Here is a 22,957-nt window from a genome sequence, read left to right as displayed (position 1 = left end):
CTGGTTTCGTACGGATAGTTTTCGTCGCTCGCGACCCGAGAAGGAGGACTCGATGGCCGACGGCAGTGGAAATATCGATGGTTACACCGACGCGATGGAGAGCTTCAGCCCGCAGCCGCCGCCGGCGGCTCAGGCCGCGCAGGTCACCGGCACCGGCATGGCGGAGCTGCAGACGTACGCGACGGCCTGCAACCAGGCATTCCAGAAGGTCACGCAGTACGTCACCCAGGCGCAGCACGGTTTTGCCGCGTACAAATCGATCGCGTCCTCGGCAGCGGGCGCGTATCTGCACCACGACAGCACCAGTGCCGCTGGGATCACGAACTCCGTCTTCCAGGACTCGCCGGTGCTGCGTGGACCCGGGAACGTTCCGTTGGTTGGAGGCAAATGATGGCCGGCAACTACATGCAAATGCCGCTCATACAGCTGATCCAGGTGGCAGCGCATGCTTCCCAGTCCTCGCAGAGCATCGGCCAGGCCGCCACCGCCTGGCGACAGGCCGAGAGCGGCATCAAGAACGCGTCGAGTTCGCTCAAGTCGACCAGCACCGCGCTGCACGCCGAGTGGCAGGACCCAGCGGGCGGCAACTTCGCGTCGGCGGCGAACAGCGACGCCAGCGACATGGACAAGTGGGCGCAGGCAATGGACACCGTTCCGGACGGCATGATCCGGATGGTCAACCTCATCAGCCAGACCCAGAACACTGTCATGCAGGCGTACCAGCAGGCCGCCCAGGGCGGCGCGTTGGCGCTCGAGCTGGCGCTGGCGAAGCCGAACCCGGTGGCCGGCCAGGCCGTACAGACGCTGGCCAACCAGCTGGAACAGGCCGGTCAGGCGATTGGCCAGCAGATCGCCGCGGCGCCGCCGGCGCGGTTCCCGAACGGCGCGAGCAGCAACCAGTCCGGTGGCCCGGCCGCCAACGCGGCGTCCACGTCGCCCGGCGGTCAGCAGGGTGGCGCGCAGCAGGACGCCGGTCAGCAGGGTGGCGCTCAACAGGGCGGCGCTCAACAGGGTGGCGCTCAACAGGGCGGCGCCCAACAGGGTGGTGACCAGCAAGCTCAGGGTGGCGACCAGCAGGGCCAGGACCCAAGTGCTGGCGGCGGTATGCCCACCACGGACGACCCGTCCCTGCAGGGTGACACGTCGACGCCGACCCTGCCGCCGCCGACGATCACGCCACCGAACCCGGTTCCGCTGCCGAACAACCCGACGACGTTGCCGCCGTTCATGCCGCTTGGCGGGCTCGGCAAGGGTCTCGGTGGCGGCGGAGGGCCGATCGGCGGCGGTGGTGGTGGCGTTGGCGGCGGAGGCGGCGGCCCGAAGAACATCGCAGTGGCCGCTTCGCCGTTCAAGGCGACGACCGCGCCCACGGTAGGGAGCGCGCCGACCCTGTCCCAGTCGGGTACGGGCGGTCTGAGCTCGCCAACCACTGGCGTGGGCTCAGCCGGCGGCATCCCGCCGATGATGCCGATGCAGGGCGGCGGCGCCGGCGGCGGGCTGAAATCAGGCAACGGGCCGCGGGCGATCACCGGGCGCGGCCCCAAGCCGACCTCCCGCGTCCCAGGTCTGCCGCGGTCGCTGCAGGGCAAGGCCGGATCGGTTGACCGGAACGCGTTCCCGGCGCCGGCGAAGCCGACCCGTCGCCAGCGGGCGGAGGACGTACCGACGCTGCAGTTGCTGGACGAGGAGATGTGGCAGGTGGACGAGACCCCGGCGGCCGGCAACGAAGCCGCGCCGGCGCCGGTCCGCCGGGTGATCTACTGATTTTCTCTCGCTAGCGGGCGTACTTCCGGATCTTCCATGCGAATCCGGAAGTACGCCTCACGCTTTTTCGGGGTCGCCGTAGCGTCCAGCGCAACAGCGCGAGGCTCCGGCTAGGGTGGGCGCTGTGCCGGGGAGCGTACGAGTGCGGGCCATGGCCGCGCTGGTCGCCGTCGTGATGGCCGCTGGGTTGGTGGGATCGGCGCAGGTGGCGGCCGGGTTCGGGAACCACTATTTGTCGGAGCTGGCGGTTGGCCCGCGGAGCGGGTATTACACCGCCGGTGTCTTCGTCGCGGCGGTGGCGGTTTTGCTGCTTTGGGCAGTGTTCGTACGGGCCGGCCGGGCGTGGTGGATGGCCGGCGGGGCGCTCGCGGTGGCCGGAGTCGCGCTGCTGGGATCGGCGAGTGTGCCTTGTACGGCCGGCTGTCCGCTGCCGGTGGCCGACGGGCTGGTGTCTGTCCAGGACACGATTCATGCATCGGTCAGCAATTTCGCTTTGGTGGCACTGATGATCGCCGCCGCGGTGACAGCGGATCTGGTGCCGGTGCGGACGGTCCGCATCGGCTCCGTGGTCGCCGCGGTGCTGCTGGGGGTGTCGCTGGTCGCGCTGTCCGGATGGGCGATTTTGGTGCGTAGCCACGACTTGGTGCCGGCGGTCGCGGAACGGATAGCGGTGGTGGCGGCCGGTGGCTGGACCGTTCTGGTGGCGGGATGGTTCGTCCGAGCACCCATCCGTACGGGCGCGCGGGCCGAACGGTGAGCGTGTGGAGAAGGCGGGACATCCCTGACCTGAGCGGTCGGACGGCGGTGGTGACCGGCGCCAACAGCGGGATCGGGCTGTCGGTGACGCGGGCGCTCGCGCTGTCCGGTGCGCATGTGGTGATGGCCTGTCGGGACCAGCGGCGGGGTGCTGGCGCGCTCGGACTGCTGACCGGCGCTGGTGTGCCAGCCGAGCGACTTTCGCTGCGCTTGTTGGATTTGGCCGACCTGGGCTCGGTCGATTCCTTTGTGGACGGTTTCGAGCACGAGAGTTTGGACCTGCTGATCAACAATGCCGGCGTGTTGGGAGTGCCGCGGCGAAAAACCGTGGACGGGTTCGAAATGCATTTCGGCACCAACCACCTCGGCCATTTCGCGCTTACCGCTGGCCTGCTGCCGCACCTGCTGGCCGCGCCAGCCCCGCGAGTGGTCACCCTCACCAGCATTTTCGGCTATTTCGGCTTTCTTGACTTCAGTAATCTCAACGGCGAAATGGTCTACTTTCGCTGGATGGCGTACGCGCAGTCGAAACTCGCCAACCTGCTGTTCGGCTGGGAGCTGGCTCGCCGGGCGGAAGCGGCCGGGCTTTCGTTGCGCAGCCTCGCCGCACATCCCGGGTATTCCCGGACCAACCTGTTCACCGGTGGTCTGCGCCGGCACGGACCAGGCATCGACGCTCGGGTCCTTGGCTACACCAGTTGGATGTTCGCGCAGAGCAGCGACATGGGCGCGCTGCCGGTGTTGTACGCGGCGACCAAACCCGACGCGCCCAATGGCGCGCTGATCGGGCCGACGCCGTGGCTCGGCCAGTGGTGTGGATTTCCGGCCCAGGTGCGCCCTTTCGTGCCGCTGCCCGACCACGATCCGGCGGTCGCCGAGCAGCTGTGGTCCGAGTCCGAACGGCTCACCGGCCGCACCTTCGCGCAGCTCTAGCTAGGGATTCGGGCGAGCGTCCCGTACGATCGAACACATGTTCGACAAGGCGACGATCCTGCACGCGGACCTGGACGCGTTCTATGCCTCCGTCGAGCAGCGCGACGACCCGGCGCTGCGGGGGCGGCCGGTCATCGTCGGCGGCGGGGTGGTGCTCGCGGCCAGCTATCAGGCCAAGGCGTGCGGAGTGCGGACCGCGATGAGCGGTCGGGCGGCTCGGGAGGTCTGTCCCGAGGCGATCGTGGTCGAGCCGCGAATGTCCGCCTATTCGCAGGCCAGCAAGGCCGTTTTCGAGGTTTTCGAGCAGACTACGCCGATCGTGGAAGGGCTTTCGATCGATGAGGCCTTCCTGGATGTGAGCGGTCTGGGGAAAGTTTCCGGTACACCGGTGGAAATCGCGACGCAGCTGCGAAAAGACGTGCTGGATCAGGTCGGCCTGGCGATCACCGTCGGGGTGGCCCGGACGAAGTTCCTCGCCAAGGTGGCCAGCGGGGTCGCCAAACCGGACGGTCTGCTCGTGGTGCCGCCAGCGGGTGAGCTGGATTTCCTGCATCCGCTGCCGGTCGAGCGGCTCTGGGGCGTCGGCCCGGTGACCGCCGAAAAACTCCGTGACCGGGGCATCACGACCGTCGGGCAGGTCGCCCAGATCGACGAGTCCGCGCTGGTGGTGATGCTCGGCCGCGGCTCCGGCCGGCACCTGCACGCGCTCGCCCACAACCGCGACCCGCGGCCGGTCCAGGTCGGCCGGCGCCGCCGGTCGATGGGCGCCCAACGGGCACTGGGCCGGAAAAAGCGGTCGATGGACGACCTGGACGCGATGCTGATCGGCCTGGTTGACAAGCTCGGCCGGCGCCTGCGTACGGGCAGCCGGGTCTGTCGTACGGTCGTTCTGCGGATGCGGTTCGGCGACTTCGCTCGGGCCACCCGCTCGCACACCCTGGCCGAGGCGACCGCGCAGACCGGCGCGATCCTGCTCGCGGCCCGCGGCCTGCTGTCCACCGCCGCGCCGATGATCGAGCTACGCGGTCTCACCTTGATCGGGATTTCGTTGGGAAACCTGGACGACGACAGTGCGATCCAGCTGGCGTTGCCTTTTGAGCGGCCGCAGGTCAGTGCGCTCGACCTGACGATCGACTCGGTACGCGAACGTTTCGGCTCAACCGCTCTCACTCCGGCCGTCCTGCTCGGCCGCGACCCAGGCGTCTCGGTTCCGTTGCTGCCAGACTGAGTCCGCGGCTCGGGACTATTAGGTCGCAGTTAGCTTGCGGAGCAAGGAAATCAGCGTTGCCTGCTCAGCTTTGGTCAGCGCGGACACGATGGTGTGCTCGTTGGCGAGGTGAGCGGGCAGTGCGGCCTCGATCCGGGCGAGGCCAGCGGCGGTCAGTCGTACGAGCGTGCCCCGGCCGTCGGTGGCCGACTTGCCTCGCTTCACCCAACCGCGGGTGACCAGCTTGTTCACCCGCTGCGCAACCGCGCTGGACGAGATCATCGCGGTCCGGCTCAGCTCCGCCGGGGACAGCTCGTACGGGTGGCCGGCGCGACGCAGTGTCGCCAGCACGTCGTACGACGAGCCGTCGAGGCCGTGCAGCGCGTACGTGTCCTCCAGTCGGGCCTCGACCGCGTCCGCCGCGCGGCTCAGCCGGCCGATGACCCCGATCGGCGACACGTCCAGATCCGGCCGTTCCCGGTGCCACTGCTGGAGAATGTGATCGACGGCGTCTTCCATATGACGACCCTACCGGCGTAGGGTCGCTAAGTGCTTAGCAAACGGCTTCTCGGTATCGCGCTGCTGGCGGCCACCCTTCGGACGGCGGTCGGCGCGCTCTCACCGATCATCGGGGTGGTCGGCGCGGACGTACCGCTGACCGACCTGAGCATCGGTGTGCTCGGCGCGCTTCCGCCGCTGTGCTTCGGGCTTTTTGGCTTGCTGACACCGATTCTGCGACGACGGATCTCGTTGGAGACGCTCGCACTGCTGGCCCTGGCCGGCATGCTTTGTGGCCATGTCGTACGCGCGGCCGCCGCCTCGGCGGGCCTGTTGGTCTCCATGAGCGCTCTCATCTTCGCGGCCGCGGGCATTGCGAACGTCGTTCTCCCGCCGCTGGTCAAGCAGAGTTTTCCCGCTCGGATAGGCATCGTGACGTCGGTTTACGTCACGCTGATGACGACCTTCAGCCTGCTGCCGCCGCTGGTCGCGGTGCCGGTCGCGCGCGCCGGTGGCTGGCGAGTGGCGGTCGGTATGTGGGGCGCACTGTGCCTGATCGCGATCTTTCCCTGGCTGCCGTTGCGACTACGTGCCCGCGAGATCGTGGCGCCGCCGAGTTTGACTGGTCTGCGGCCAATGTGGCGCTCGCGGCTCGGCTGGTGCCTGGCGATCCTGTTCGCCATGACTGCCGCGAACGTTTTCGCGATGTTCGCGTGGTTGCCGAAAATCCTGGTCGACACGGCCGGCGTTTCAGCCGGCCAGGCCGGCGCTCTGCTGTCGCTCTATGCGGCCGTCGGCGTGCCGTTGGCACTGCTCGTACCGCAGCTGGCGACCCGCCTGCGGCACCTCGGCGTACTGATCGCCATCGGCTTCTTCTGTTATCTGGCGGGCTATTTGGGCCTCGCGATCGCGCCCACCCGCGGCACCGTCGGCTGGGTCGTACTGATCGGTCTCGGTCCGCTGCTGTTCCCACTGACCCTCACCCTGATCAACCTCCGCACCCGTACGACCGCCGGGGCCACCGCCCTCAGCGGCTTAACTCAGGGCGCCGGCTACCTGCTCGGCGGCCTCGGCCCGCTCGCCCTCGGCGTCACCCGCCAGCTGACCGGCTCCTGGACCGTTCCGCTCGCGCTGCTGCTGGCCACCCTCCCGATCGTCGCGGTCACCGGCTACCTCGTCTCCCGCCCCACCACCCTCGAAGACTCTCCATAACCGCGGGAGGAGGGCTAGTACTAGGTGGTGGCGCGGCGGGTACGGTCCGGGGCGACCAGGGTCTGTGCGGCTACCGCGGCACCGCCGCGAGCCCATTCCTCGAATGGCAGCGGCCGTACGATCAGCTCGCAGTCGGCGGCGGCACCGAACGCCTGCCGCACGAAGGTTTGACGGGTCTGCTCTTCGAAGAGGTCATAAGAGGCGACGCCCTCGCCGGAGATGATGATCCGCTCCGGGCCGACCAGGTTCGCCACCGACGCGATCGCGAGGCCGATGGCGTGCCCGGCGCGGGCGAACACGGCCCGTACGCCCTCATGCCCGTCGTGGCCGAACTGGACGGCGTCCTCCATGGTCAGCGCGGTGTCGCCAGTGACCTGCCGGGCCTGCTCGACGATCGCCTGGGTGGACGCGACCGCCTCGACGCAGCCGGCGTTGCCGCAGGTGCAGATCCGGTCCACCGCGCCGACCGGCAGGTGGCCGATCTCGCCGGAGACGCCGTGCGCACCGGACACCACCCGGCCGTCCAGGGAGATCCCGCAGCCGATGCCGGCACCGATGGTGACCAGCACAAACGACGAAATCCCCGCGCCGGCGCCAAACCACTGCTCGGCGGCGGTGAGGGCCCGCACGTCGTTCTCGATGACGGTTCGTACGCCGGTGGCCCGCTCGACCAGGTGAGCGAGCTCGACGCCGTGCCAGTTCAGGAAGGGGGAGTGGTGCACGGCGCCGGTGCAGCGGTCCACGTCGCCGGACAGTGTCACGCCGAGGCTGTGAATCTCCGGACCCTGGGCCGGCACCAGTCGCTTCACGAGGCGGGCGATTGCGCTGACAACGCTGCCCACGTCCCGGGAGTCCAGCGCGGCCCGCCGGGTGGTCAGCGGCCGGGCGGTCAGGTCGGTGAGGACGCCGAAGAGCTCGTCCTCGGTGATCTTGACGCCGAGGAAGCTGGCTCGCTCCGGCCGGACCGCGACCAGGGTGGCCGGCCGGCCGGCGACCGGTTCTCCGCCGCGCCGGCCGAGCTCGGCGATCCAACCGTCGTCCAGCAGCGGCGAGGTGGCCTTGGTGACCGCGCCGGAGGACAGGCCGGTCCGCCGGCCGATCTCGGCTCTGGACAGCGGGCCGTGCGCCAGCATCGTCTGGAAGACCAGTGAGGCGGCGGGCGCCTGGTTCGGAAGCTCCACCTGGCTATCTTAACCTTCCCTTGGAAGTAAATACCAGGACATATCAACCCGGTGCACTACCAGTGGCTATAGGATACGGGAAATCTTATATTGACACCGGAAGCAAACCCCGTTTACCGTACTGAAACATCGACGCCCGGCACAGTCGCCGCACTCGGATGTCGAGAAAAGCAAAACGGGACTTTGACCGTCCTCTGTGGACAGACGTGGACTCACGTGGCACCCGGCCGCCGGCCGGCGTGCTCGGTTCGCCCGCGCGTGCGATGGCGCGACACCAGATGGAGAAGTCATGGCAGCTGTACGTCGCATTCTGTTTCGTGGCATGGCAAGAGCGGCGCTGGGCGTCGCGTTGGCTGCTGCCTCCTTGGTGGCGGTGACGGTGACCGCTTCGCCGCCGGCAGCGGCAGGCATCAACGGGCTGGCCCAGAAACCCTATATGGGGTGGAGCAGTTGGAGCCTGGAATCGACCAATTACCCCGGCCTGGGGAATGAGAACTGGCTGACCGAACAGCACATCATGCAGCAGACCGACGTACTGGCCGCGAAACTGAAGAGCCACGGCTACGACTACATCAACGTCGATGCTGGCTGGACCGACGGCACCGGCGATGAGAACGGCCGGCCGGTCGCGCTCGCGTCGAGGTTTCCGCACGGGATGAAGTACGTCGGCGACTACGTACACAGCAAGGGTCTCAAATTCGGTCTCTATCTGGCGGTTGGGCTCGACCCGAAGGTTTACAACGACGGCAATACGCCGATTTACGGCGCGCCGCAGTGTCACACCAAGGATGTCGTCTATTCCGACCTGCGCAAGACAAACGGGTGGGACGGCGCGTACAAGATGGACTTCGGCAATCCCTGTTCGCAGCTCTACCTCAACTCCATCGCGGACGAGTTGGCCAGCTGGGGCGCGGATTTCCTGAAAGTGGACGGCGTGGGCCCTGGATCGTTCAAGGGTGGCGACAACTACGACAACACCGCGGATGTGGCGGCCTGGGGGCAGGCCCTCAAGCAGACCGGCCGGCCGATCGAGCTGACGCTGTCGTGGGCGCTCGCGCACCCGCAGGCCGGCGTGTGGAAGCAGTACAGCAACGGCTGGCGGATCGACACCGACGTGGAGTGCTACTGCAACACGTTGGTGACGTGGAACAACTCGATCAAGCAACGCTGGAACGACGTGGTGCAGTGGATTCCGGACGCCGGCCCTGGGCACTGGAACAACCTGGATTCCCTCGATGTCGGCAATGCCGAAATGGACGGGATCACCGACGCGGAGCGGCAGAGCTATATGACGCTGTGGGCGATCTCGGCCGCGCCGCTCTACTCCGGTGACGACCTCACCAAGCTGGACAGCTACGGACTTTCGTTGCTGACCAACGACGAGGTCATCGCGGTCGACCAGGCCGGCAACCCGGCGAAACCGGTCAACCAGAACTCGAACCAGCAGGTCTGGTACGCGAAGGACGCCGACGGCAGCTACACGGTCGCGCTTTTCAACCTGGGGACGGATCCGGCCAGGGTCACCGCGAACTGGAACGACCTGGGCATCGTCGGACCGGGCAATGTCCGAGATCTTTGGCAACACAACAATCTGGGCAGCGCCAACGGAAGTTTCAGCGCCACCTTGCCGGCGCACGGGTCCCGGTTGCTGCGGATTGCCCCGCAGGCCCACATTAACGGACCGTCGATGCCGGTGAACGTACATGGCACCAGCGCGAGTTCCTCGACCGTTTCGTTGGCCTGGGACGCTTCCGCGGTCCACGGTGGCAAGGTCGCCTGGTACGACATCTACACCGGCAGCAAGAAAGCCGCGTCCGTACGAGGCACCGCCGGCACAGTCTCCGGGCTGAAACCCTCGACCAGTTACCAGTTCACCGTGGTTGCCCGGGATTCGGCCAACCGAGCTTCTGCTTCCAGCAAGAAGATCACCGTCACCACACCGAAAACCGGTGGGCCGACCGGGTACGAGGCGGAGGCGGCCGGTAACACGCTTGGCCCGGGCAGCGACATCGCGAACTGCGGTGGCTGCTCCGGCGGCAAGAAGGCCGGCAATCTCGGCGGCAGCGGTTTCCTGCGGTACAACAACGTGACGGTCGACAAGGCCGGGACGTACCTGATGAATGTCGCCTACGTCGACGGTGACTCCAGCCGGCTGGCGATCGTCACGGTCAACAACACACCGTTCAACCTGCCGTTGTCCGGCACGAACAACAACGACTGGGACAACCCGCAGAACACCGTGGTGCCGGTGCAGTTGCAGGCCGGGGTCAACACCATCTCGTTCGGCAACCCGAATCCCGGCGACTACGTCTCGGACATCGACAAGATCACCCTGTAACACGTGGGTCCCCGCCGGCCCGACCGGCGGGGATCACCAGTAAGGAGATCTGCCGTGGCGACGGTTTCCCAGCAGGACAACCGCATCCAGCCGGCCGTGCCGGTGACGAAGACCGCCCTCCCGGCGGCCCGCCGCAAGAAGTCGTCGTCGAGTCGCCGGGACACACCGGTGGCCTGGCTTTTCATCGCTCCGGCGGTGCTGGGGTTCGCAGTCTTCGCCGCGTACCCGACACTGCGCGGTATCTATCTGAGTTTCACCGACTTTCACGTGCTTTCCCCGCCGCAGTGGGTCGGTCTCGCCAATATCGAAGAGCTGATCGGCGACGATGTCTTCTGGCATTCGCTGGGTGTGACCATCTATTTCGTGGTGCTCTCGGTTGTCGTTGGCATTCTGATCTCGCTGATCACCGCGGTGGTCATGCATCGGCTCGGCGCTTCGACCGTGGTCCGCGGCTTGATTTTGTTGCCCTTCCTCATTTCCGGCGTGGTCGCGGCGCTGGTGTGGGTGTGGATGCTGGATCCCCAGTTGGGCATCGTCAACGTCGTACTCACCCAGTTGACCGGCCACAACATCCTGTTCTTCGGGTCGGGCGGCTGGGCCATCCCAGCGGTCGCGCTGATCAGCGTCTGGAAGTCGATGGGCTACAACGCGGTGCTGATTTTCGCCGGACTGCAGACCATTCCGCCGCAGGTGTACGAGGCGGGCCGGATCGACGGCGCCAGCGAAATGCAGATGTTCCGCCGGCTCACGATTCCGTTGCTGCGGCCCATCCTGGTGATGGTGGTGATCCTGACCGTGATCGGGTCCTTCCAGGTCTTCGACATCGTCCAGGTGACCACCCAGGGCGGGCCGGCGAACGCGTCGTACGTGCTGCAGATGTACATCTACAACAAGGCTTTCACCCAGTTCGACTTCGGGTACGCGGCGACCATGTCGCTGGCACTTTTCGTGATGCTGCTGACCATCACGTACATGCAGATGCGGCTCGCGAGGGCCAACGAGTCGGATCTGGACTGAGAGGCGCTCGCGATGGCAATGGTTTTGTCGCACCGTAAAGGAAGGCGCTTCTCGCCCGGGCGGCTGGTGGCGTGGGCGTACGTCACGGTGATCCTTTTCCTGACCATCTTCCCGTTCTACTGGATTCTGCGTACGTCCCTGTCGAACAACTACGCCTTGTCGACCGATCCATCCTCGCCGTTGCCAGTGGGTTTCGGCTTCGGTGCCTTCAAACGGGCGCTGGGCCTGGCGACGCCGGCCGAATCGGTCGCGCAGGGCGGCTCCGGCGCGGCCCTGGACACGGGACTTTTCCTGCGGAACTCCATCATCTACGCGGCGATTCTGACCGCATGCGTCGTCTTCTGCTCGGCCTTGGCGGCCTATGCCTTCGCCCGGCTGCGGTGGCGTGGCCGCAACCTGATCTTCTCGGTGCTGCTGTCGGCGCTGATGGTGCCCGGGATCCTCACGTTCCTGCCGAACTTCGTGCTGATCAAGGACCTCGGCCTGACCAACACCTTCGCTGGGATGATCCTGCCCGGCGCGTTCTTCTCCGCCTTCAACATCTTTTTCCTGCGACAGTTCATGCTCGGGCTGAGCAGTGAGGTGGAAGAGGCCGCGCTGATCGACGGCGCCGGGCCGATCCGGGCGTTCTTCCGGATCATCCTGCCGATGTCGTCGGCGCCGATCACCACGCTGTCGCTGCTCACCTTCATCACCGCCTGGAACGACTATTTCTGGCCGCTGATGGTGACGAACGACGACAGCGTACGGCCGTTGACGCTCGCGCTCGCTGTTTTCAAGCAGTCGTCACCACAGGCGTCGCCCGACTGGTCCGGACTGATGGCCGCCACCCTGATCGCCGCGCTGCCGATGTTGCTGCTCTTCATCATCTTCGGCCGGCGGATCGTCAACTCGATTGGTTTCACGGGGCTCAAATGACATTCGGCGATCTGTTATTGGGCTGGCCGCGGCCGGCCGAGAGCTGGTACGAGGCGGTGCCGATTGGCAACGGCCGGCTCGGTGCGATGGTCTTTGGCGGAGTTTCCCAGCACCGCCTGCAAATCAACGACTCGACGGTATGGTCGGGCACTCCGCAAGGCCCGGCCGACGGGCTGGCCGAGGTGCTCGCGACCGGTGCCGGTCCGGAGCGGCTGGCCGAGCTGCGAGAGGCGATCCGAGCGCAGGACTATCGCCGGGCCGAGGCCCTGGTGAAGTCTTTCGAAGGGCGCTACAGCCAGGAATACCTGCCCTTTGTGGATCTCTGGATGTCCTTCGCCGAGGGCGAGCAAGCGATCTACCACGGCCGGACGCTCAATATCGACAACGGCGTTGCTGCAGACTCCTTCGATATCGGCAAAAGGCTCGTACAGCGGCGGACGTGGGCCAGCCGGCCGGCGCAGGCGATTTGCCTGTCCGTGGTCGTCGAGGGCGGGACTTTGGACCTCGACCTGGACATCTCCTCGCCGCTGCGGATGGCCGACCGATGGACTACCGCGGCGGGATTCGTGGTCGGGGTGGACGTACCGGTGGACGGTGCGCCGCTGCATGAGCAGTCGGTGGCCGAGCCGTTGCGTTATGGGACGGGGAAAGCCGGTGGCTATGACCCGTACGCGGTGGCGGCCGTACGCGTCGACACCGACGGCGCGGTTGCCGTCGCTGGCGAGTCTCTGTCCGTACGAGGCATGAGCCGGCTGCTGGTGACCATCTCGAGTTCCAGCAGTGCGGAGGATTTCTGGGCGTTGCCGGCCGGGGTGGCCGCGGCTTCGGTCAGCCGGGACGCCCACGCCGACCGTGCCGTCCGACGAGCGGAGAGCGCACTTGCCACCGGCGCCGATGTTTTGTCGCGCCAGCACGAAGAAGACCTGCGGCCGTTGCTGTCGGCGGCCAGCCTCACCATTGGCAGCCGCCGGTCCGGTGTGGTGAGTGTGCCCGACGAGATTCTCTCCGGCTGGGATGAACACCTCACCGCCACGGTGATTTTCCAGCTGGGCCGCTACTTGCTCGCCTCCGCATCTCGACCCGGCGGCGGGCCGCCGGCCAACCTTCAGGGCATCTGGAACGCCGAGCTCCGGCCGCCCTGGTCGTCGAACTACACGATCAATATCAACACCGAGATGAACTACTGGGGTGCTGAGACCGCGGGCCTGAGCCAGTGCCACCAACCTTTGTTCGAGCTGATCGCGAAACTCGCGTACAACGGCGAGCGGGTGAGCCACCAGCTCTATGGCGCTCGCGGCTGGGTGGCGCACCACAACACCGACATGTGGGGTTGGGCGTTGCCGGTCGGGATGGGACACAGCAGTCCGTCCTGGGCGATCTGGATGATGGGCGGCACCTGGCTGACGCAACACGTCTGGGACCATTACGAGTTCACCTGCGACATAACTTTCCTGCGGGAAAAGGGATGGCCGGTGCTGCGCGGCAGCGCGGAGTTCTGTCTGGGCTGGCTGGTGGAGGGCCCGGACGGCTGGCTGGACACCATTCCGTCCACCTCACCAGAAAACCTGTTCATTTCGGCGGCTGGAACCCAGGAGTCGTTGTCGTACTCGTCCGCGATGGACATGGCGATGATCCGCGCGACCTTCGACCGCTGCCTTGCGGCGGCCCGGATTCTGGGTCTTGACGACGAGATTTGTGCCCGAATCCGGGCCGCGCTGCCACGGCTGCGGCAACCGCAGGTCACCGCGGACGGGCGGCTTCAGGAATGGGTGGTGGACCACCAGGAACAGGACCCGAAGCATCGGCACATGTCGCAGATGGTGGCGGTGTATCCGCTCGGACAGGTGGATTTCGAGCAGGCACCAGACCTTGCCGCAGCTGGGGTGAAGCTGTTGGACGCCCGTGGTCCGGGCGCGATGGGGTGGTCCTGGGCCTGGAAAATCGCGCTGCGGGCACGGCTCGGCGATGGCGCGACCGCGGCCGCTCTCCTTCGGGAGGCAACCGTGCCGTACGGACGTGACCCGGACGTCTACGCGCCGGCGGAGGGCACCGAATGGGGCGGCCTGCTGCCAAACCTCTTCAGTACTCATCCGCCTTTCCAGATGGACGGCAACTTTGGTCTGATGGCCTGCATTGTCGAAATGCTGATACAGAGCCACGGCGGACTCCTGCAGGTGCTGCCCGCGCTGCCCGCCGAATGGCCGGACGGCAGCGCCCGCGGCATTCGCTGCCGGGGCGGCTGGACTGTCGACCTTCGCTGGCAAGCTGGCGAAATTGTGGAGCTAGTGGTTCGCGCGGAGAGTGCCAGAGAGGCGCGTACGAGCAGAGTTCGGTGCGGTGCCACCACGATCGAGCTCACCCTCAAACCCGGCGAGGAAGCCCTGTTCGGGCCGGCGCTGGTTGAGAAATCGGGGCGGTAGCCGATGATCGCGGACCTGGACCGGCCGGCCCTGTGGGCGTACCGAAGCGACTACCGGCCGCCAGCCGACTTCGACGCTTTCTGGCGGTCCACCTTGGATGAAACGGCCGCCTTCGACCTCGACGTGCGGCTCAGTCCAGTCGTCACCGGCCTGCGGACCATCGACGTTTTCGACGTGACTTTCGCCGGTTTCGGCGGCCATCCGATCCGTGGGTGGCTGCGCGTTCCGAGCGATCGCATCGAACGGCTCCCCGCGGTCGTGCAGTTTCACGGATATGCCAGCGGTCGCGGCCATCCGCTGGACGACTTGTTGTGGGCGTCGGCGGGCTATGCCCACTTGGTGATGGACACTCGCGGCCAGGGCGGTGACTACGCCGGCGGCTCGACCGGCGATCCGGTCGGCACGATTGGGCCGGCTTACCCGGGCTTCATGACTCGCGGCATCGCCGACCCCGAAACATATTTCTATCGCCGGGTCTTCGCTGACGCGGTGCGCGCCGTGCAAACGGTTCGCACGCTCGATTTCGTTGACTCCGAACGGGTCGCAGTGGCTGGCAACAGTCAGGGCGGTGGCATCGCGCTGGCCACGGCCGGGCTGGTGCCGGACGTCGCCGCGCTCTACGCCCAGGCGCCCTTTCTGTGCGATTTCCGGCGTGGCGTTCGGATCACCAGCGAGGGACCGTACGCGGAAATCGCCGGCTATTTGGGTGCGCACCGCTGGGAAGTCGAGCAGGTTTTCCGGACGCTGGCCTATTTCGACGGCATCGGCTTCGCCGCGCGGGCGATCGCGCCGGCGTGGTTTTCGTGCGGGCTGATGGATGGGCTCTGCCCACCGTCCACGGCCTTCGGCGCTTTTCATGCCTATGGCGGGCAGAAGGAAATCCAGGTGTGGGACTACAACGGCCACGACGCGGGTGGGGCGCAGGATCTGGCCACCGCCGTGTCGGCTTTCGGGGCCGTACTGCAGAAGTAGCAAGGTCGGGTTGGCAACGTGCAACACCGCACGCCCCCACGAAAGGCAGGAAAGATGAGAATCCGAAAAATGGCGGCTGCCGCGCTGGCGGTGGCAGCGCTCGCGGCCGCCACCGGGTGCGGGGGCGCCGGCGGCGGTTCGGCCGCCGGCACGATCAACTGGTGGACGTGGGACGAGAAGCAGGCACAGGCGTACCAGGTCTGCGCGAATGCCTTTGAGAAGGCCAATCCAGGCGCCACGGTGAAGATTTCGCAGTATGACGTGGTCGACTACTTCACCAAGCTCACGGCCGGGTTCGTGGCCGGCAACGCGCCGGACGCTTTCCAGGACAGTGTGCAGTATTTCCAGGCGTACGCGAACCAGCACCAGCTCCTGCCGCTGGACGACTTCATTTCCAAGAACCATTTCGACATGACCAAATACTCGGTCGGGGTGAGCTCGTGGAAGTTCACCGACGGCAAGCAGTACGCGCTTCCGCTGGACTGGGCGGCGGCCGGCATCTACTACAACAAGGCGCTGCTGACCAAGGCCGGCTACACCGACAAGGATATCCAGTCGCTGAACTGGAATCCGGACAACGGCGGCACTTTCGACAAGATGGTCGCGCACCTGACCGTCGACAACAAGGGCGTGCGCGGCGACCAGCCCGGCTTCGACAAGAATCATGTGGCGACCTTTGGCGCCGGCGCGATGGGCACCAACGACTTCAGCGGCCAGACCACCTGGAACGCCCTGGTTTCCACCCTGGGCTGGACGCAGGGTGACAAGTCCACCTGGCCGAGCACTTTCCACTACAGCGACCCGCGTTTTGTGAAAACGATGGACTATATCCGTTCATTGGCGGACCGCGGCTATGCGCCGAAATTCGGGGAGTTCTCCGGCAGCAACGGACAGAACACCATCAGCGATATCGACCTGCTGGGCTCCGCCAAGGTCGCGCTGGAGGAGTCCGGCTCGTGGTCGGCGGGCGAGTTCGCCAAGCTGCCTACCGTGAAGGTTGGCATCGCGCCTGTGCCGTACGGACCGGATGGCAAGACCCGGAAGATGACCAGCAACTCCAACGGAAACAACATCTGGGCCGGTACGAAGAACCCCGACCTGACCTGGAAATGGGTCTCGTACATGGGATCCGCGGAATGTCAGACGGCGGCCGGAAAGAGTGGCACTTTCTTCCCGTCCATCCCGAGTGCGATGGACGCGACCGCGAAGACTCTCGCCGCTCAGGGCATCGACCTCTCCGTCTACACCGCCTATGAGAAGGACGGCAACCTCTTCCCGGCGGTCGTCTACGGGAACGGCGCGGCGATGCAGCAGGCGTTGCAGCCGCTTTTCGAGGCATACTTCTCCCATCAGCGCAATGACGATGTGTTCCAGGAGATGACCACGAAGAGCCAACAAGTGCTTGCCAAGAAGCAATAGGACCGCAGGTTCGCGCCGCGGGTGCGGTTGCCCGCGGCGCGAAGATGTCTTTTGACACGAGGGTGGTGAGGCTGAGCCGTGGATGTTCCCGCAGTTGTCGCGTTACGTGCCGGTGGTGTGGGTGTTGTCGTCGATCTGACCGGTGAAGTGCCCAAGGTGCTGCATTGGGGCCGGGATCTCGGCGAACTCTCCACCGCTGGCTTGGAAGCGCTTGCTTTCACCGCGATTCCAGCCACGCTCAACAACGCGGTCGACGTACCGCCGACCTTTTCGTTATGGGCGAACGAATCGCAGGGTTGGCTGGGCACCCCGGCGCACGAGGGGCATCTGGAGGGCCGCGCGACCGCGTCGCACCCGCGGCTGGCTGGCGCGGAGCAGTCACGCGGCCCGGACGGCAGTGCGGAGCTGATGGTGCGGCTTTGCGATGACGTGTCCGATGTGGACATCCTCGTCACGTACCGCCTGGATCCCACCGGAATTCTCGCCGTTGACACCGAAATGACCCGGCGGAGCGCTACCCTGCTGAAAAGCGACCTGCGCTATCACCTGGCCGGGGTGTCCACCATGTTGCCGCTGCCTCGCCGGGCTACCGAAATCCTTGACTTCACGGGAAAATGGTGCCGAGAGCGGGCCCCGCAGCGGCGGCCGGTGACCTTTGGCAGTTATGTGCGTGAGGTCCGGCGCGGCAAGCCGGGGCACGACTCGCCGTATTTGCTGACCGTCGGCACCTCCGGTTTTGGCTTCCGAGAGGGCGAAGCCTGGGCAGTTCACGTCGGCTGGAGTGGCAACCAGCGCTATCTGGCCGAGCAGTTGCCCGAGGGCGCCGGCGGCACGCACGCGGTCGTGCTCGGTGCCGGGGAGCTGCTGCGGCCCGGCGAGGTGAGCCTGGAAGCCGGCCAGACGTACGCTGCGCCGACTTGCTATTTTGCCTGGTCGGACCGCGGTTTGGATGGTCTCTCGGACCGGTTCCACGAGTTGTTGCGGGCTCGTGGGACACACCCGAAAACGCCGCGACCGCTGGTGCTCAACACCTGGGAGGCGGTGTATTTCGACCACGACCTGGACCGGTTGTTGGGCCTGGCCGAAAAGGCCGCCGAGGTCGGCGTCGAGCGGCTGGTGCTCGACGATGGCTGGTTCCGCGGCCGCCGGGACGACACCGCTGGTCTTGGGGATTGGTATGTGGACGCGAAAGTCTGGCCGCATGGGCTCTCGCCGCTGGCCGATCGGGTGCATGAGTTGGGCATGCAGTTTGGCCTGTGGGTTGAGCCGGAGATGATCAACCTGGATTCACAACTGGCCAGGGAGCATCCCGAATGGATTCTTGGCCCGTCTGGTGGCCTTGGGCCGCCGCAACGGCACCAATATGTGCTGAACATCGCGAATGAACAAGCGTGGGCCTATCTTCTGGAGCGACTGGACACGTTGGTCGGCGAGTATTCGATTGACTACCTCAAATGGGACCACAACCGAGATCTGCATGAGGCCGTCTGCCGCGGCGCTGATGGGCTGGACCGGCCGGGGGTGCGGGCGCAGACTTTGGCTCTCTACCGGTTGTTGGACGCGCTTCGGGAGCGGCATCCGGCGCTGGAGATCGAAAGTTGCGCCGGTGGTGGCGGCCGGATCGACCTGGGAATTCTGGCGCGTACCGACCGGGTGTGGCCGTCGGACTGCAACGATCCGTTGGAACGGCAGCTGATCCAGCGCTGGACCGGCCAGTTGGTGCCGCCGGAGTTGGTGGCCACCCACGTGTCGGCCGCGCAGGCGCACACCACCCATCGGCACGCGGCCCAGTCGTTCCGATTGATCACCGCGCTTTTCGGGCACGCTGGCATCGAGGCGGACCTAACCCGTTCTTCGGCTCAGGAACTGGAAATATTCACCACCTGGGCGGCGCTTTACCGGGAACTCCGGCCGTTGTTGCACCAAGGCCGGGTCGTGCGGGCCGATCTGGTAGGAGAAGCGACGGTCCTGCACGGTGTCGTGTCGCCGGATCGTACGGCGGCACTCTTTTGCTGGGCGCGCCTTGCCACTTCGTCCGAGGGACAGGCCGGGCAAGTGATTTTTCCTGGCCTGGCCAGTGATCGTGACTATCGCGTACGCATTCGGGGCGAGGTCGGGCATCCGTCGATGTTCCAGGTCGCGCCGCCGCCGTGGGTCAGTCGGGCATTCGAGGGTTGGGTGCCAGTGCCCGGTGCGGTGCTCAGGCTGGCTGGCCTCGCGATGCCGACGCTGAACCCGGAACAGGCCATGTTGCTGGAAATCCGCGCCGCGTAGCGGTGGCTGTCGATGCGTACTGAATAGACGTCGCCCATCGGCGATCAGGTGGTGACCTCAACTTTGCTTGAGGTCAGCACCGCCGGGTCGAGCACCGGCGGGCGCGGCCCGTACGCGTTGGCGCGGGCGGCCCGCACGCGTACCGCCGGGACCGACGTGAGCATCCGCAGGAACTGCGGCGGGGTGATCGGGAGGCCGCGTTCTCGAGCGTTCATGACCCGGCGCTCGACCCTGACCTGGCGGGCCTGGACGGCCCGGATCGCCGGCTCCCGCTCGGCTTGGACGGCGGCCAGCACCGTCTCGTCGACCCGGCCGGTACGCAGCGCCGGAACCAACCGGTTCGCTGCGGCGACAGCGTCCTGAATGGCCATAAGGATGCCGTTGCCGCCGACTGGCGAGATCACGTGGGCGGCATCGCCAAGCAGCATCAGACCCGGCCGATGCCAGCGCTCGACTCGGGAGATGTCGACCGACAGCAGCGTGGTCTGGCCGAAGTCGGAGAGCAGGTAGAGCCGGTCCGCGAGCCACGGCACGTGCTCGGCGAAGAAGTCGCGGATCGGCCCGAGCCCGGCTTGCCGCGCCGCCGCGTACCCACCTTTGGGCAGCGTGTAACCGACTTGCCAGTCGCGTTGCCCGCCCAGCAGACCGACGTAGTTGTGTGGCCCGAAGTAGATGTCCACGTCCGCCTCGGGCGGGTCGCTGGCGCGACGCGGCAGCCGGAACCAGAGCAGGTCGTTGGCGGCTCCCAGGGACTGGTCCGGCAGGCCGGCGAGCCGGCGAACGCGGGAGAACCGGCCGTCGGCGCCGATCACCACGGCCGACCGCAGCACGTGCTCGCCGTGGGAGTCCTGATAGCGGACGCCGGTGATGATGCCGTTCTCCTCGACCAGCCCGGTGGCCTTGGCGCCCAGGCGCAGCCGCATGGACGGCAGGTCGACCGCCTTGGCGGCGAGGAAATCCAGGAAAATCGCCTGCGGCATCAGCGCGACGTAGTTGAAGCGGGTGGGCAGCCGGGAATAGTCCGCCGCCGTCAGCGTGCCGCCCGGAGTGTGCATCCGGAACGTACGAGCGGCGTAGTGCGGCAGCTCCAGCAGCTCGTCCGCGAGACCCAGCTGGTCGAGCAGCTCGAGCGTGTACGGGTGCAGGGAGTCGCCGCGGAATCTCCGGTCGAAATCTCGGTGCGCTTCCAGTAGCGTGACCGGAATGTCCGCTCTGGCCAGCAGGTATGCGAGCAGAAGACCGCCCGGCCCACCCCCGACGACAACACAGCGGGCGCGCGCGGTGGTGATGGGGCGAACTGTCGTCATCGCGGTCCTCCAAGGACTTGCTAGACACTCTAGCGGTAACCGCTAGCCTGTCTAGTAATCAAACTGTCTACAATCGCGACGTGAGCACCCCAGGGGGACCGCCGGAGGCGGCCAGAGTGGCCCGTGAGATCGGTCTCGCGGTCCGCGCGCTGGTGCTGACCGACCGCGAAATGCAGACCGCGCTGGCCCGCCGTCTCGGAGTCGGGCTCACCGACGTACGCGCGATGGAGGAACTGGTCGCCAGCCCGGACGTGCTCGGCCCGGTCGAGCTGGGCAACCGGCTCGGCATCCGCTCGGCTTCGGCGACCGTGCTGGTGGACCGACTGGAGGCGGCCGGCCACCTGGAGCGCGGCCGGCACCCGGACGACCGGCGGCGGATCACCCTGCATCTGACTGAGCGCGCGCGTTCGGAGTTCCGTGCCGCGCTGGGTCCGTTGTTGACCTCGATCGGGCGGATCACCGCTGGCCTGGATCCGGACGAGGCCCGTACGGTGGCGACCTTCTTACGGGACGTGACCGGTGCCGTCCGGGACTTTGCCGCTTCTGGTCCGCCCCCGGGGGCTGGCGGCGACCCACCGGGGCCCGATTGAGCGCCGGTTGCCTGCCTGGGCGTCGTCCGGACCAACCGCCGCGCCATCGGCTCCCGATTGCGCGGATTTCTCCATGGGGTGCGGCGCGAAATTGTCGTAGGTGTCTGTTTTTCTTTCCCCCTCCCTTTGAACGGGCGGGGGGTGGGTTGAGAGGTGGACCTTGATTTTTAGTTGGACATTGGTCCTCAAGCCCGCCCCCCACCCGTTCACTGGGTGGGGGCAAATCTGCCGGAGGGGTACGACAGTTTCGCGCCGCACCCTGTTTTTTGCGTCCAGTTCGGTTGTCGGACGACCCACCCGTTACGTCAGCCTCAGGCACCTCACCCCCAGACCATGGGAGGCAGCGAAACGCTGGGTTCGCCAGGCCGCGCCGCTCGGCGCGGTCCGTTCCTGGGCCTGTACGGCTCAGGTTTGCGGCCGGGTGCCGCTGGCGTTTGCGGTGAAGGTCAGTGATCTGACCAGAAGTGGCGCCGCCGAAGGGAGTCGTGCGCGGTCAGGAACAGTCCAGCACGATTCCTCCAGGGCTGGCGACGACGCCCACGAGGGGCGCATGCTTCGAGGGAAGTTGCCGCTTCTCGTGTGTTGCCCCAGGGGTACGCTTGACGTAGTCATAGTTGAAGAAAAAGTCCTTAATTAAGACCTTGTATTATGAGTCACAATAAAGGCGCAAACCATGCCGCGGTAAAACGTTAAGAAGCGTTACCGCGCGGCAGGGATGGGGATAGATGGAGTCAAAGCGCAGTACCGTCCGCGACCTGCGCCGGCACAACCGTTCGGCGCTGTTGTCCAAGCTCTTCCTGGACGGCCCGCTCAGCCGGCATGAGCTGAGCGGCCCGACCGGCCTCAGCGCTGCCACCGTCAGCAACGTGATCGGCGGCTTGATCGACGAGGGCCTGGTGGTCGAGGCCGGCATGGTCGACTCCGACGGCGGCCGGCCACGGGTGTTGTTGCGGGTCAACCCGGCGTACGGCCATGTGGTCGGCGTCGACGTGGGCGAGACCGGCATCAAGGTGGAGCTGTTCGATCTCACCATGACCAGGCTCGCGACCGCCGACCATCCGCTGCCCGGGCCGCGCCCGGAGCCGGACGCGGTCGCCGACCGGATCGTCGCTGGCCTTGCCGAGGTGCTCAAGAGCGCCGGGGTCGACGCGTCCGATGTGCTGGGTATGGGGATCGGCGTGCCCGGCACGGTCGAGCAGGGCTCGCCGGTGCTCGTACACGCCCCGACCCTGGGCTGGGATTCGGTCGCACTCGGGAAGATGCTCGCTTCCGAAGGTGTCACCATTCCGGTTTTCTTCGAAAACGGAGCGAAAACGCTGGGCCAGGCGGAAATGTGGTTCGGCGCCGGCCGTGGCGCGCGTTATGCGGTGATCACGCTGGTCGGCTCCGGCATTGGCGCGGCGGTGATCACCGACGGGCAGATTTACCGCGGTGTCACCAGCAGCGCGGGCGAGTGGGGCCACACCACGGTCGTGTACGGCGGACGCGCCTGCCGGTGCGGATCGCGCGGCTGTCTGGAGGCGTACGCCGGCGCCGAAGCCATCCTGGAGCGCTATCGGCAGGCCCGTCGTGGCCGTCGTGACCAGCAAGGCGACGAGCAGTCCAGGCTGGCCGCGTTGCTTGCGGCCGCGCCCCGGTCGGCGGTGGCCGAGCAGGTGCTCGCCGAGACCGCCGAATACCTCGGTGCCGGCATCGCCAACCTGATCAACCTGTTCAACCCGGAACGGATCGTGCTCGGCGGCTGGGCCGGCCTCGCGCTCGGGGAGCAGCTGCTGCCGGCCATCCGCAAGGCGGCGGAGGCACACGCGTTGGCGCACCCGTACGGACAAACCACGATCGAGCTCTGCGAGCTCGGCCAGGACGCTGTCGCGGTCGGCGCCGCCACGCTCCCGATCGGCGAACTCCTGCGTACTGGCGCCCGCCCCCACTAGGCCCTGTCTGGCTATTGCGGCGGGCGATAGCCGAGCCCAGAAGTCGGCTGGCGGCACCGCGGAAAAGCCCCCATAGCGCTGCTATGAAGGCTTTCCCGCGGCACCACCAGCCGACTCCTGAATCTCGACTCTCATCCCACCGGAATAACCAGACAGGACCTAGTAGTACTTTGTTAGGTTGTTTCGGCGTGTCGAGTCGGAGTTTTTGTTGTTATTCGGG

The 22,957-nt window shown here is 66.7% G+C and carries 18 protein-coding genes; 15 read left to right on the top strand and 3 right to left on the bottom strand.

All coding sequences use genetic code 11. From position 1 onward, the window contains the following. Nucleotides 1-52 precede the first annotated feature (52 nt). From ABD301_RS41235 to dinB, 5 genes are all read left to right on the top strand, one after another. Nucleotides 53-391, top strand: coding sequence for a hypothetical protein (locus ABD301_RS41235; protein ID WP_163567592.1), 339 nt, complete (start codon nucleotides 53-55; stop codon nucleotides 389-391). Then, nucleotides 391-1,764, top strand: coding sequence for a WXG100 family type VII secretion target (locus ABD301_RS41230; protein WP_344315460.1), 1,374 nt, complete (start codon nucleotides 391-393; stop codon nucleotides 1,762-1,764). Before ABD301_RS41235 ends, ABD301_RS41230 begins: the two co-directional genes overlap by 1 nt. 124 nt (nucleotides 1,765-1,888) lie before the next feature. Continuing rightward, entirely contained in the window at nucleotides 1,889-2,521 is a 633-nt protein-coding gene (locus tag ABD301_RS41225; RefSeq protein ID WP_344315459.1) for a DUF998 domain-containing protein, read from the top strand. Beyond that, complete coding sequence (locus ABD301_RS41220; protein ID WP_425552033.1) at nucleotides 2,518-3,453, top strand: oxidoreductase; 936 nt, start codon at nucleotides 2,518-2,520, stop codon at nucleotides 3,451-3,453. The genes ABD301_RS41225 and ABD301_RS41220 overlap by 4 nt, the downstream gene beginning before the upstream one ends. A gap of 37 nt (nucleotides 3,454-3,490) precedes the next feature. Then, entirely contained in the window at nucleotides 3,491-4,681 is a 1,191-nt protein-coding gene (gene dinB / locus ABD301_RS41215; protein WP_344315457.1) for a DNA polymerase IV, read from the top strand. Nucleotides 4,682-4,699: 18 nt separating this feature from the next. Here the strand turns inward: dinB and ABD301_RS41210 are convergent, their stop codons facing one another. Further along, on the bottom strand, nucleotides 4,700-5,179 hold the full coding sequence (locus ABD301_RS41210; protein WP_344315456.1) for a MarR family winged helix-turn-helix transcriptional regulator: 480 nt from the start codon (nucleotides 5,177-5,179) through the stop codon (nucleotides 4,700-4,702). Nucleotides 5,180-5,209: 30 nt separating this feature from the next. Here ABD301_RS41210 and ABD301_RS41205 point away from each other — a divergent pair, with 30 nt between their 5' ends. Next, the gene (locus ABD301_RS41205; RefSeq protein ID WP_163567597.1) at nucleotides 5,210-6,370 is read left to right on the top strand and encodes an MFS transporter; all 1,161 of its coding nucleotides are present in this window, start codon (nucleotides 5,210-5,212) and stop codon (nucleotides 6,368-6,370) included. A 20-nt stretch (nucleotides 6,371-6,390) separates the two neighbouring features. On the opposite strand, the gene ABD301_RS41200 is transcribed toward ABD301_RS41205, so the two are convergent. After that, on the bottom strand, nucleotides 6,391-7,551 hold the full coding sequence (locus tag ABD301_RS41200) for an ROK family transcriptional regulator (protein WP_344315455.1): 1,161 nt from the start codon (nucleotides 7,549-7,551) through the stop codon (nucleotides 6,391-6,393). Between the two features lie 289 nt (nucleotides 7,552-7,840). Here ABD301_RS41200 and ABD301_RS41195 point away from each other — a divergent pair, with 289 nt between their 5' ends. The 7 genes from ABD301_RS41195 (at nucleotide 7,841) to ABD301_RS41165 (ending at nucleotide 18,909) form a co-directional block, all read left to right on the top strand. Continuing rightward, complete coding sequence (locus ABD301_RS41195; RefSeq protein WP_344315454.1) at nucleotides 7,841-9,889, top strand: fibronectin type III domain-containing protein; 2,049 nt, start codon at nucleotides 7,841-7,843, stop codon at nucleotides 9,887-9,889. 54 nt (nucleotides 9,890-9,943) lie between these two features. Then, nucleotides 9,944-10,906: a carbohydrate ABC transporter permease gene (locus tag ABD301_RS41190; RefSeq protein WP_344315453.1), complete on the top strand. Its 963-nt coding sequence runs from the start codon at nucleotides 9,944-9,946 to the stop codon at nucleotides 10,904-10,906. Nucleotides 10,907-10,918: 12 nt separating this feature from the next. Continuing rightward, on the top strand, nucleotides 10,919-11,824 hold the full coding sequence (locus tag ABD301_RS41185) for a carbohydrate ABC transporter permease (RefSeq protein ID WP_344315452.1): 906 nt from the start codon (nucleotides 10,919-10,921) through the stop codon (nucleotides 11,822-11,824). Continuing rightward, nucleotides 11,821-14,244, top strand: a complete 2,424-nt coding sequence (locus tag ABD301_RS41180; protein ID WP_344315451.1) for a glycosyl hydrolase family 95 catalytic domain-containing protein — start codon at nucleotides 11,821-11,823, stop codon at nucleotides 14,242-14,244. The genes ABD301_RS41185 and ABD301_RS41180 overlap by 4 nt, the downstream gene beginning before the upstream one ends. A gap of 3 nt (nucleotides 14,245-14,247) precedes the next feature. Beyond that, nucleotides 14,248-15,216, top strand: a complete 969-nt coding sequence (locus ABD301_RS41175) for an acetylxylan esterase (protein ID WP_344315449.1) — start codon at nucleotides 14,248-14,250, stop codon at nucleotides 15,214-15,216. Between the two features lie 54 nt (nucleotides 15,217-15,270). Beyond that, entirely contained in the window at nucleotides 15,271-16,635 is a 1,365-nt protein-coding gene (locus tag ABD301_RS41170) for an ABC transporter substrate-binding protein (RefSeq protein ID WP_344315448.1), read from the top strand. A 78-nt stretch (nucleotides 16,636-16,713) separates the two neighbouring features. Next, nucleotides 16,714-18,909, top strand: a complete 2,196-nt coding sequence (locus tag ABD301_RS41165) for an alpha-galactosidase (protein ID WP_344315447.1) — start codon at nucleotides 16,714-16,716, stop codon at nucleotides 18,907-18,909. A 44-nt stretch (nucleotides 18,910-18,953) separates the two neighbouring features. Here ABD301_RS41165 and ABD301_RS41160 read toward each other — a convergent pair whose 3' ends face one another. Next, nucleotides 18,954-20,216 carry an FAD-dependent oxidoreductase gene (locus ABD301_RS41160; protein WP_344315445.1) on the bottom strand — a complete coding sequence of 421 codons (1,263 nt, stop codon included), beginning with the start codon at nucleotides 20,214-20,216 and terminating at the stop codon, nucleotides 18,954-18,956. Nucleotides 20,217-20,296: 80 nt separating this feature from the next. On the opposite strand from ABD301_RS41160, the gene ABD301_RS41155 reads away from it, so the two are divergent. Together ABD301_RS41155 and ABD301_RS41150 are read left to right on the top strand one after the other, a co-directional pair. Continuing rightward, nucleotides 20,297-20,806 carry a MarR family winged helix-turn-helix transcriptional regulator gene (locus ABD301_RS41155; protein WP_344315444.1) on the top strand — a complete coding sequence of 170 codons (510 nt, stop codon included), beginning with the start codon at nucleotides 20,297-20,299 and terminating at the stop codon, nucleotides 20,804-20,806. A gap of 725 nt (nucleotides 20,807-21,531) precedes the next feature. Next, nucleotides 21,532-22,737, top strand: a complete 1,206-nt coding sequence (locus ABD301_RS41150) for an ROK family transcriptional regulator (protein WP_344315442.1) — start codon at nucleotides 21,532-21,534, stop codon at nucleotides 22,735-22,737. The last annotated feature ends 220 nt before the right edge of the window (nucleotides 22,738-22,957 follow it).

It is taken from the genome of Fodinicola feengrottensis, assembly GCF_039530045.1.
GTDB classification, from domain to species: domain Bacteria; phylum Actinomycetota; class Actinomycetes; order Mycobacteriales; family HKI-0501; genus Fodinicola; species Fodinicola feengrottensis.
This window is presented reverse-complemented; position numbering and strand designations above follow the sequence as displayed.

Excerpts from the sequence above, each read along its gene's own strand:
- ABD301_RS41210 (WP_344315456.1), bottom strand. The coding sequence starts at position 5,179 with ATGGAAGACGCCGTCGATCACATTCTCCAGCAGTGGCACCGGGAACGG.
- ABD301_RS41175 (WP_344315449.1), top strand. The coding sequence starts at position 14,248 with ATGATCGCGGACCTGGACCGGCCGGCCCTGTGGGCGTACCGAAGCGAC.
- ABD301_RS41170 (WP_344315448.1), top strand. The coding sequence starts at position 15,271 with ATGAGAATCCGAAAAATGGCGGCTGCCGCGCTGGCGGTGGCAGCGCTC.
- dinB (WP_344315457.1), top strand. The coding sequence starts at position 3,491 with ATGTTCGACAAGGCGACGATCCTGCACGCGGACCTGGACGCGTTCTAT.
- ABD301_RS41230 (WP_344315460.1), top strand. The coding sequence starts at position 391 with ATGGCCGGCAACTACATGCAAATGCCGCTCATACAGCTGATCCAGGTG.
- ABD301_RS41160 (WP_344315445.1), bottom strand. The coding sequence starts at position 20,216 with ATGACGACAGTTCGCCCCATCACCACCGCGCGCGCCCGCTGTGTTGTC.
- ABD301_RS41150 (WP_344315442.1), top strand. The coding sequence starts at position 21,532 with ATGGAGTCAAAGCGCAGTACCGTCCGCGACCTGCGCCGGCACAACCGT.
- ABD301_RS41185 (WP_344315452.1), top strand. The coding sequence starts at position 10,919 with ATGGCAATGGTTTTGTCGCACCGTAAAGGAAGGCGCTTCTCGCCCGGG.
- ABD301_RS41180 (WP_344315451.1), top strand. The coding sequence starts at position 11,821 with ATGACATTCGGCGATCTGTTATTGGGCTGGCCGCGGCCGGCCGAGAGC.
- ABD301_RS41235 (WP_163567592.1), top strand. The coding sequence starts at position 53 with ATGGCCGACGGCAGTGGAAATATCGATGGTTACACCGACGCGATGGAG.
- ABD301_RS41195 (WP_344315454.1), top strand. The coding sequence starts at position 7,841 with ATGGCAGCTGTACGTCGCATTCTGTTTCGTGGCATGGCAAGAGCGGCG.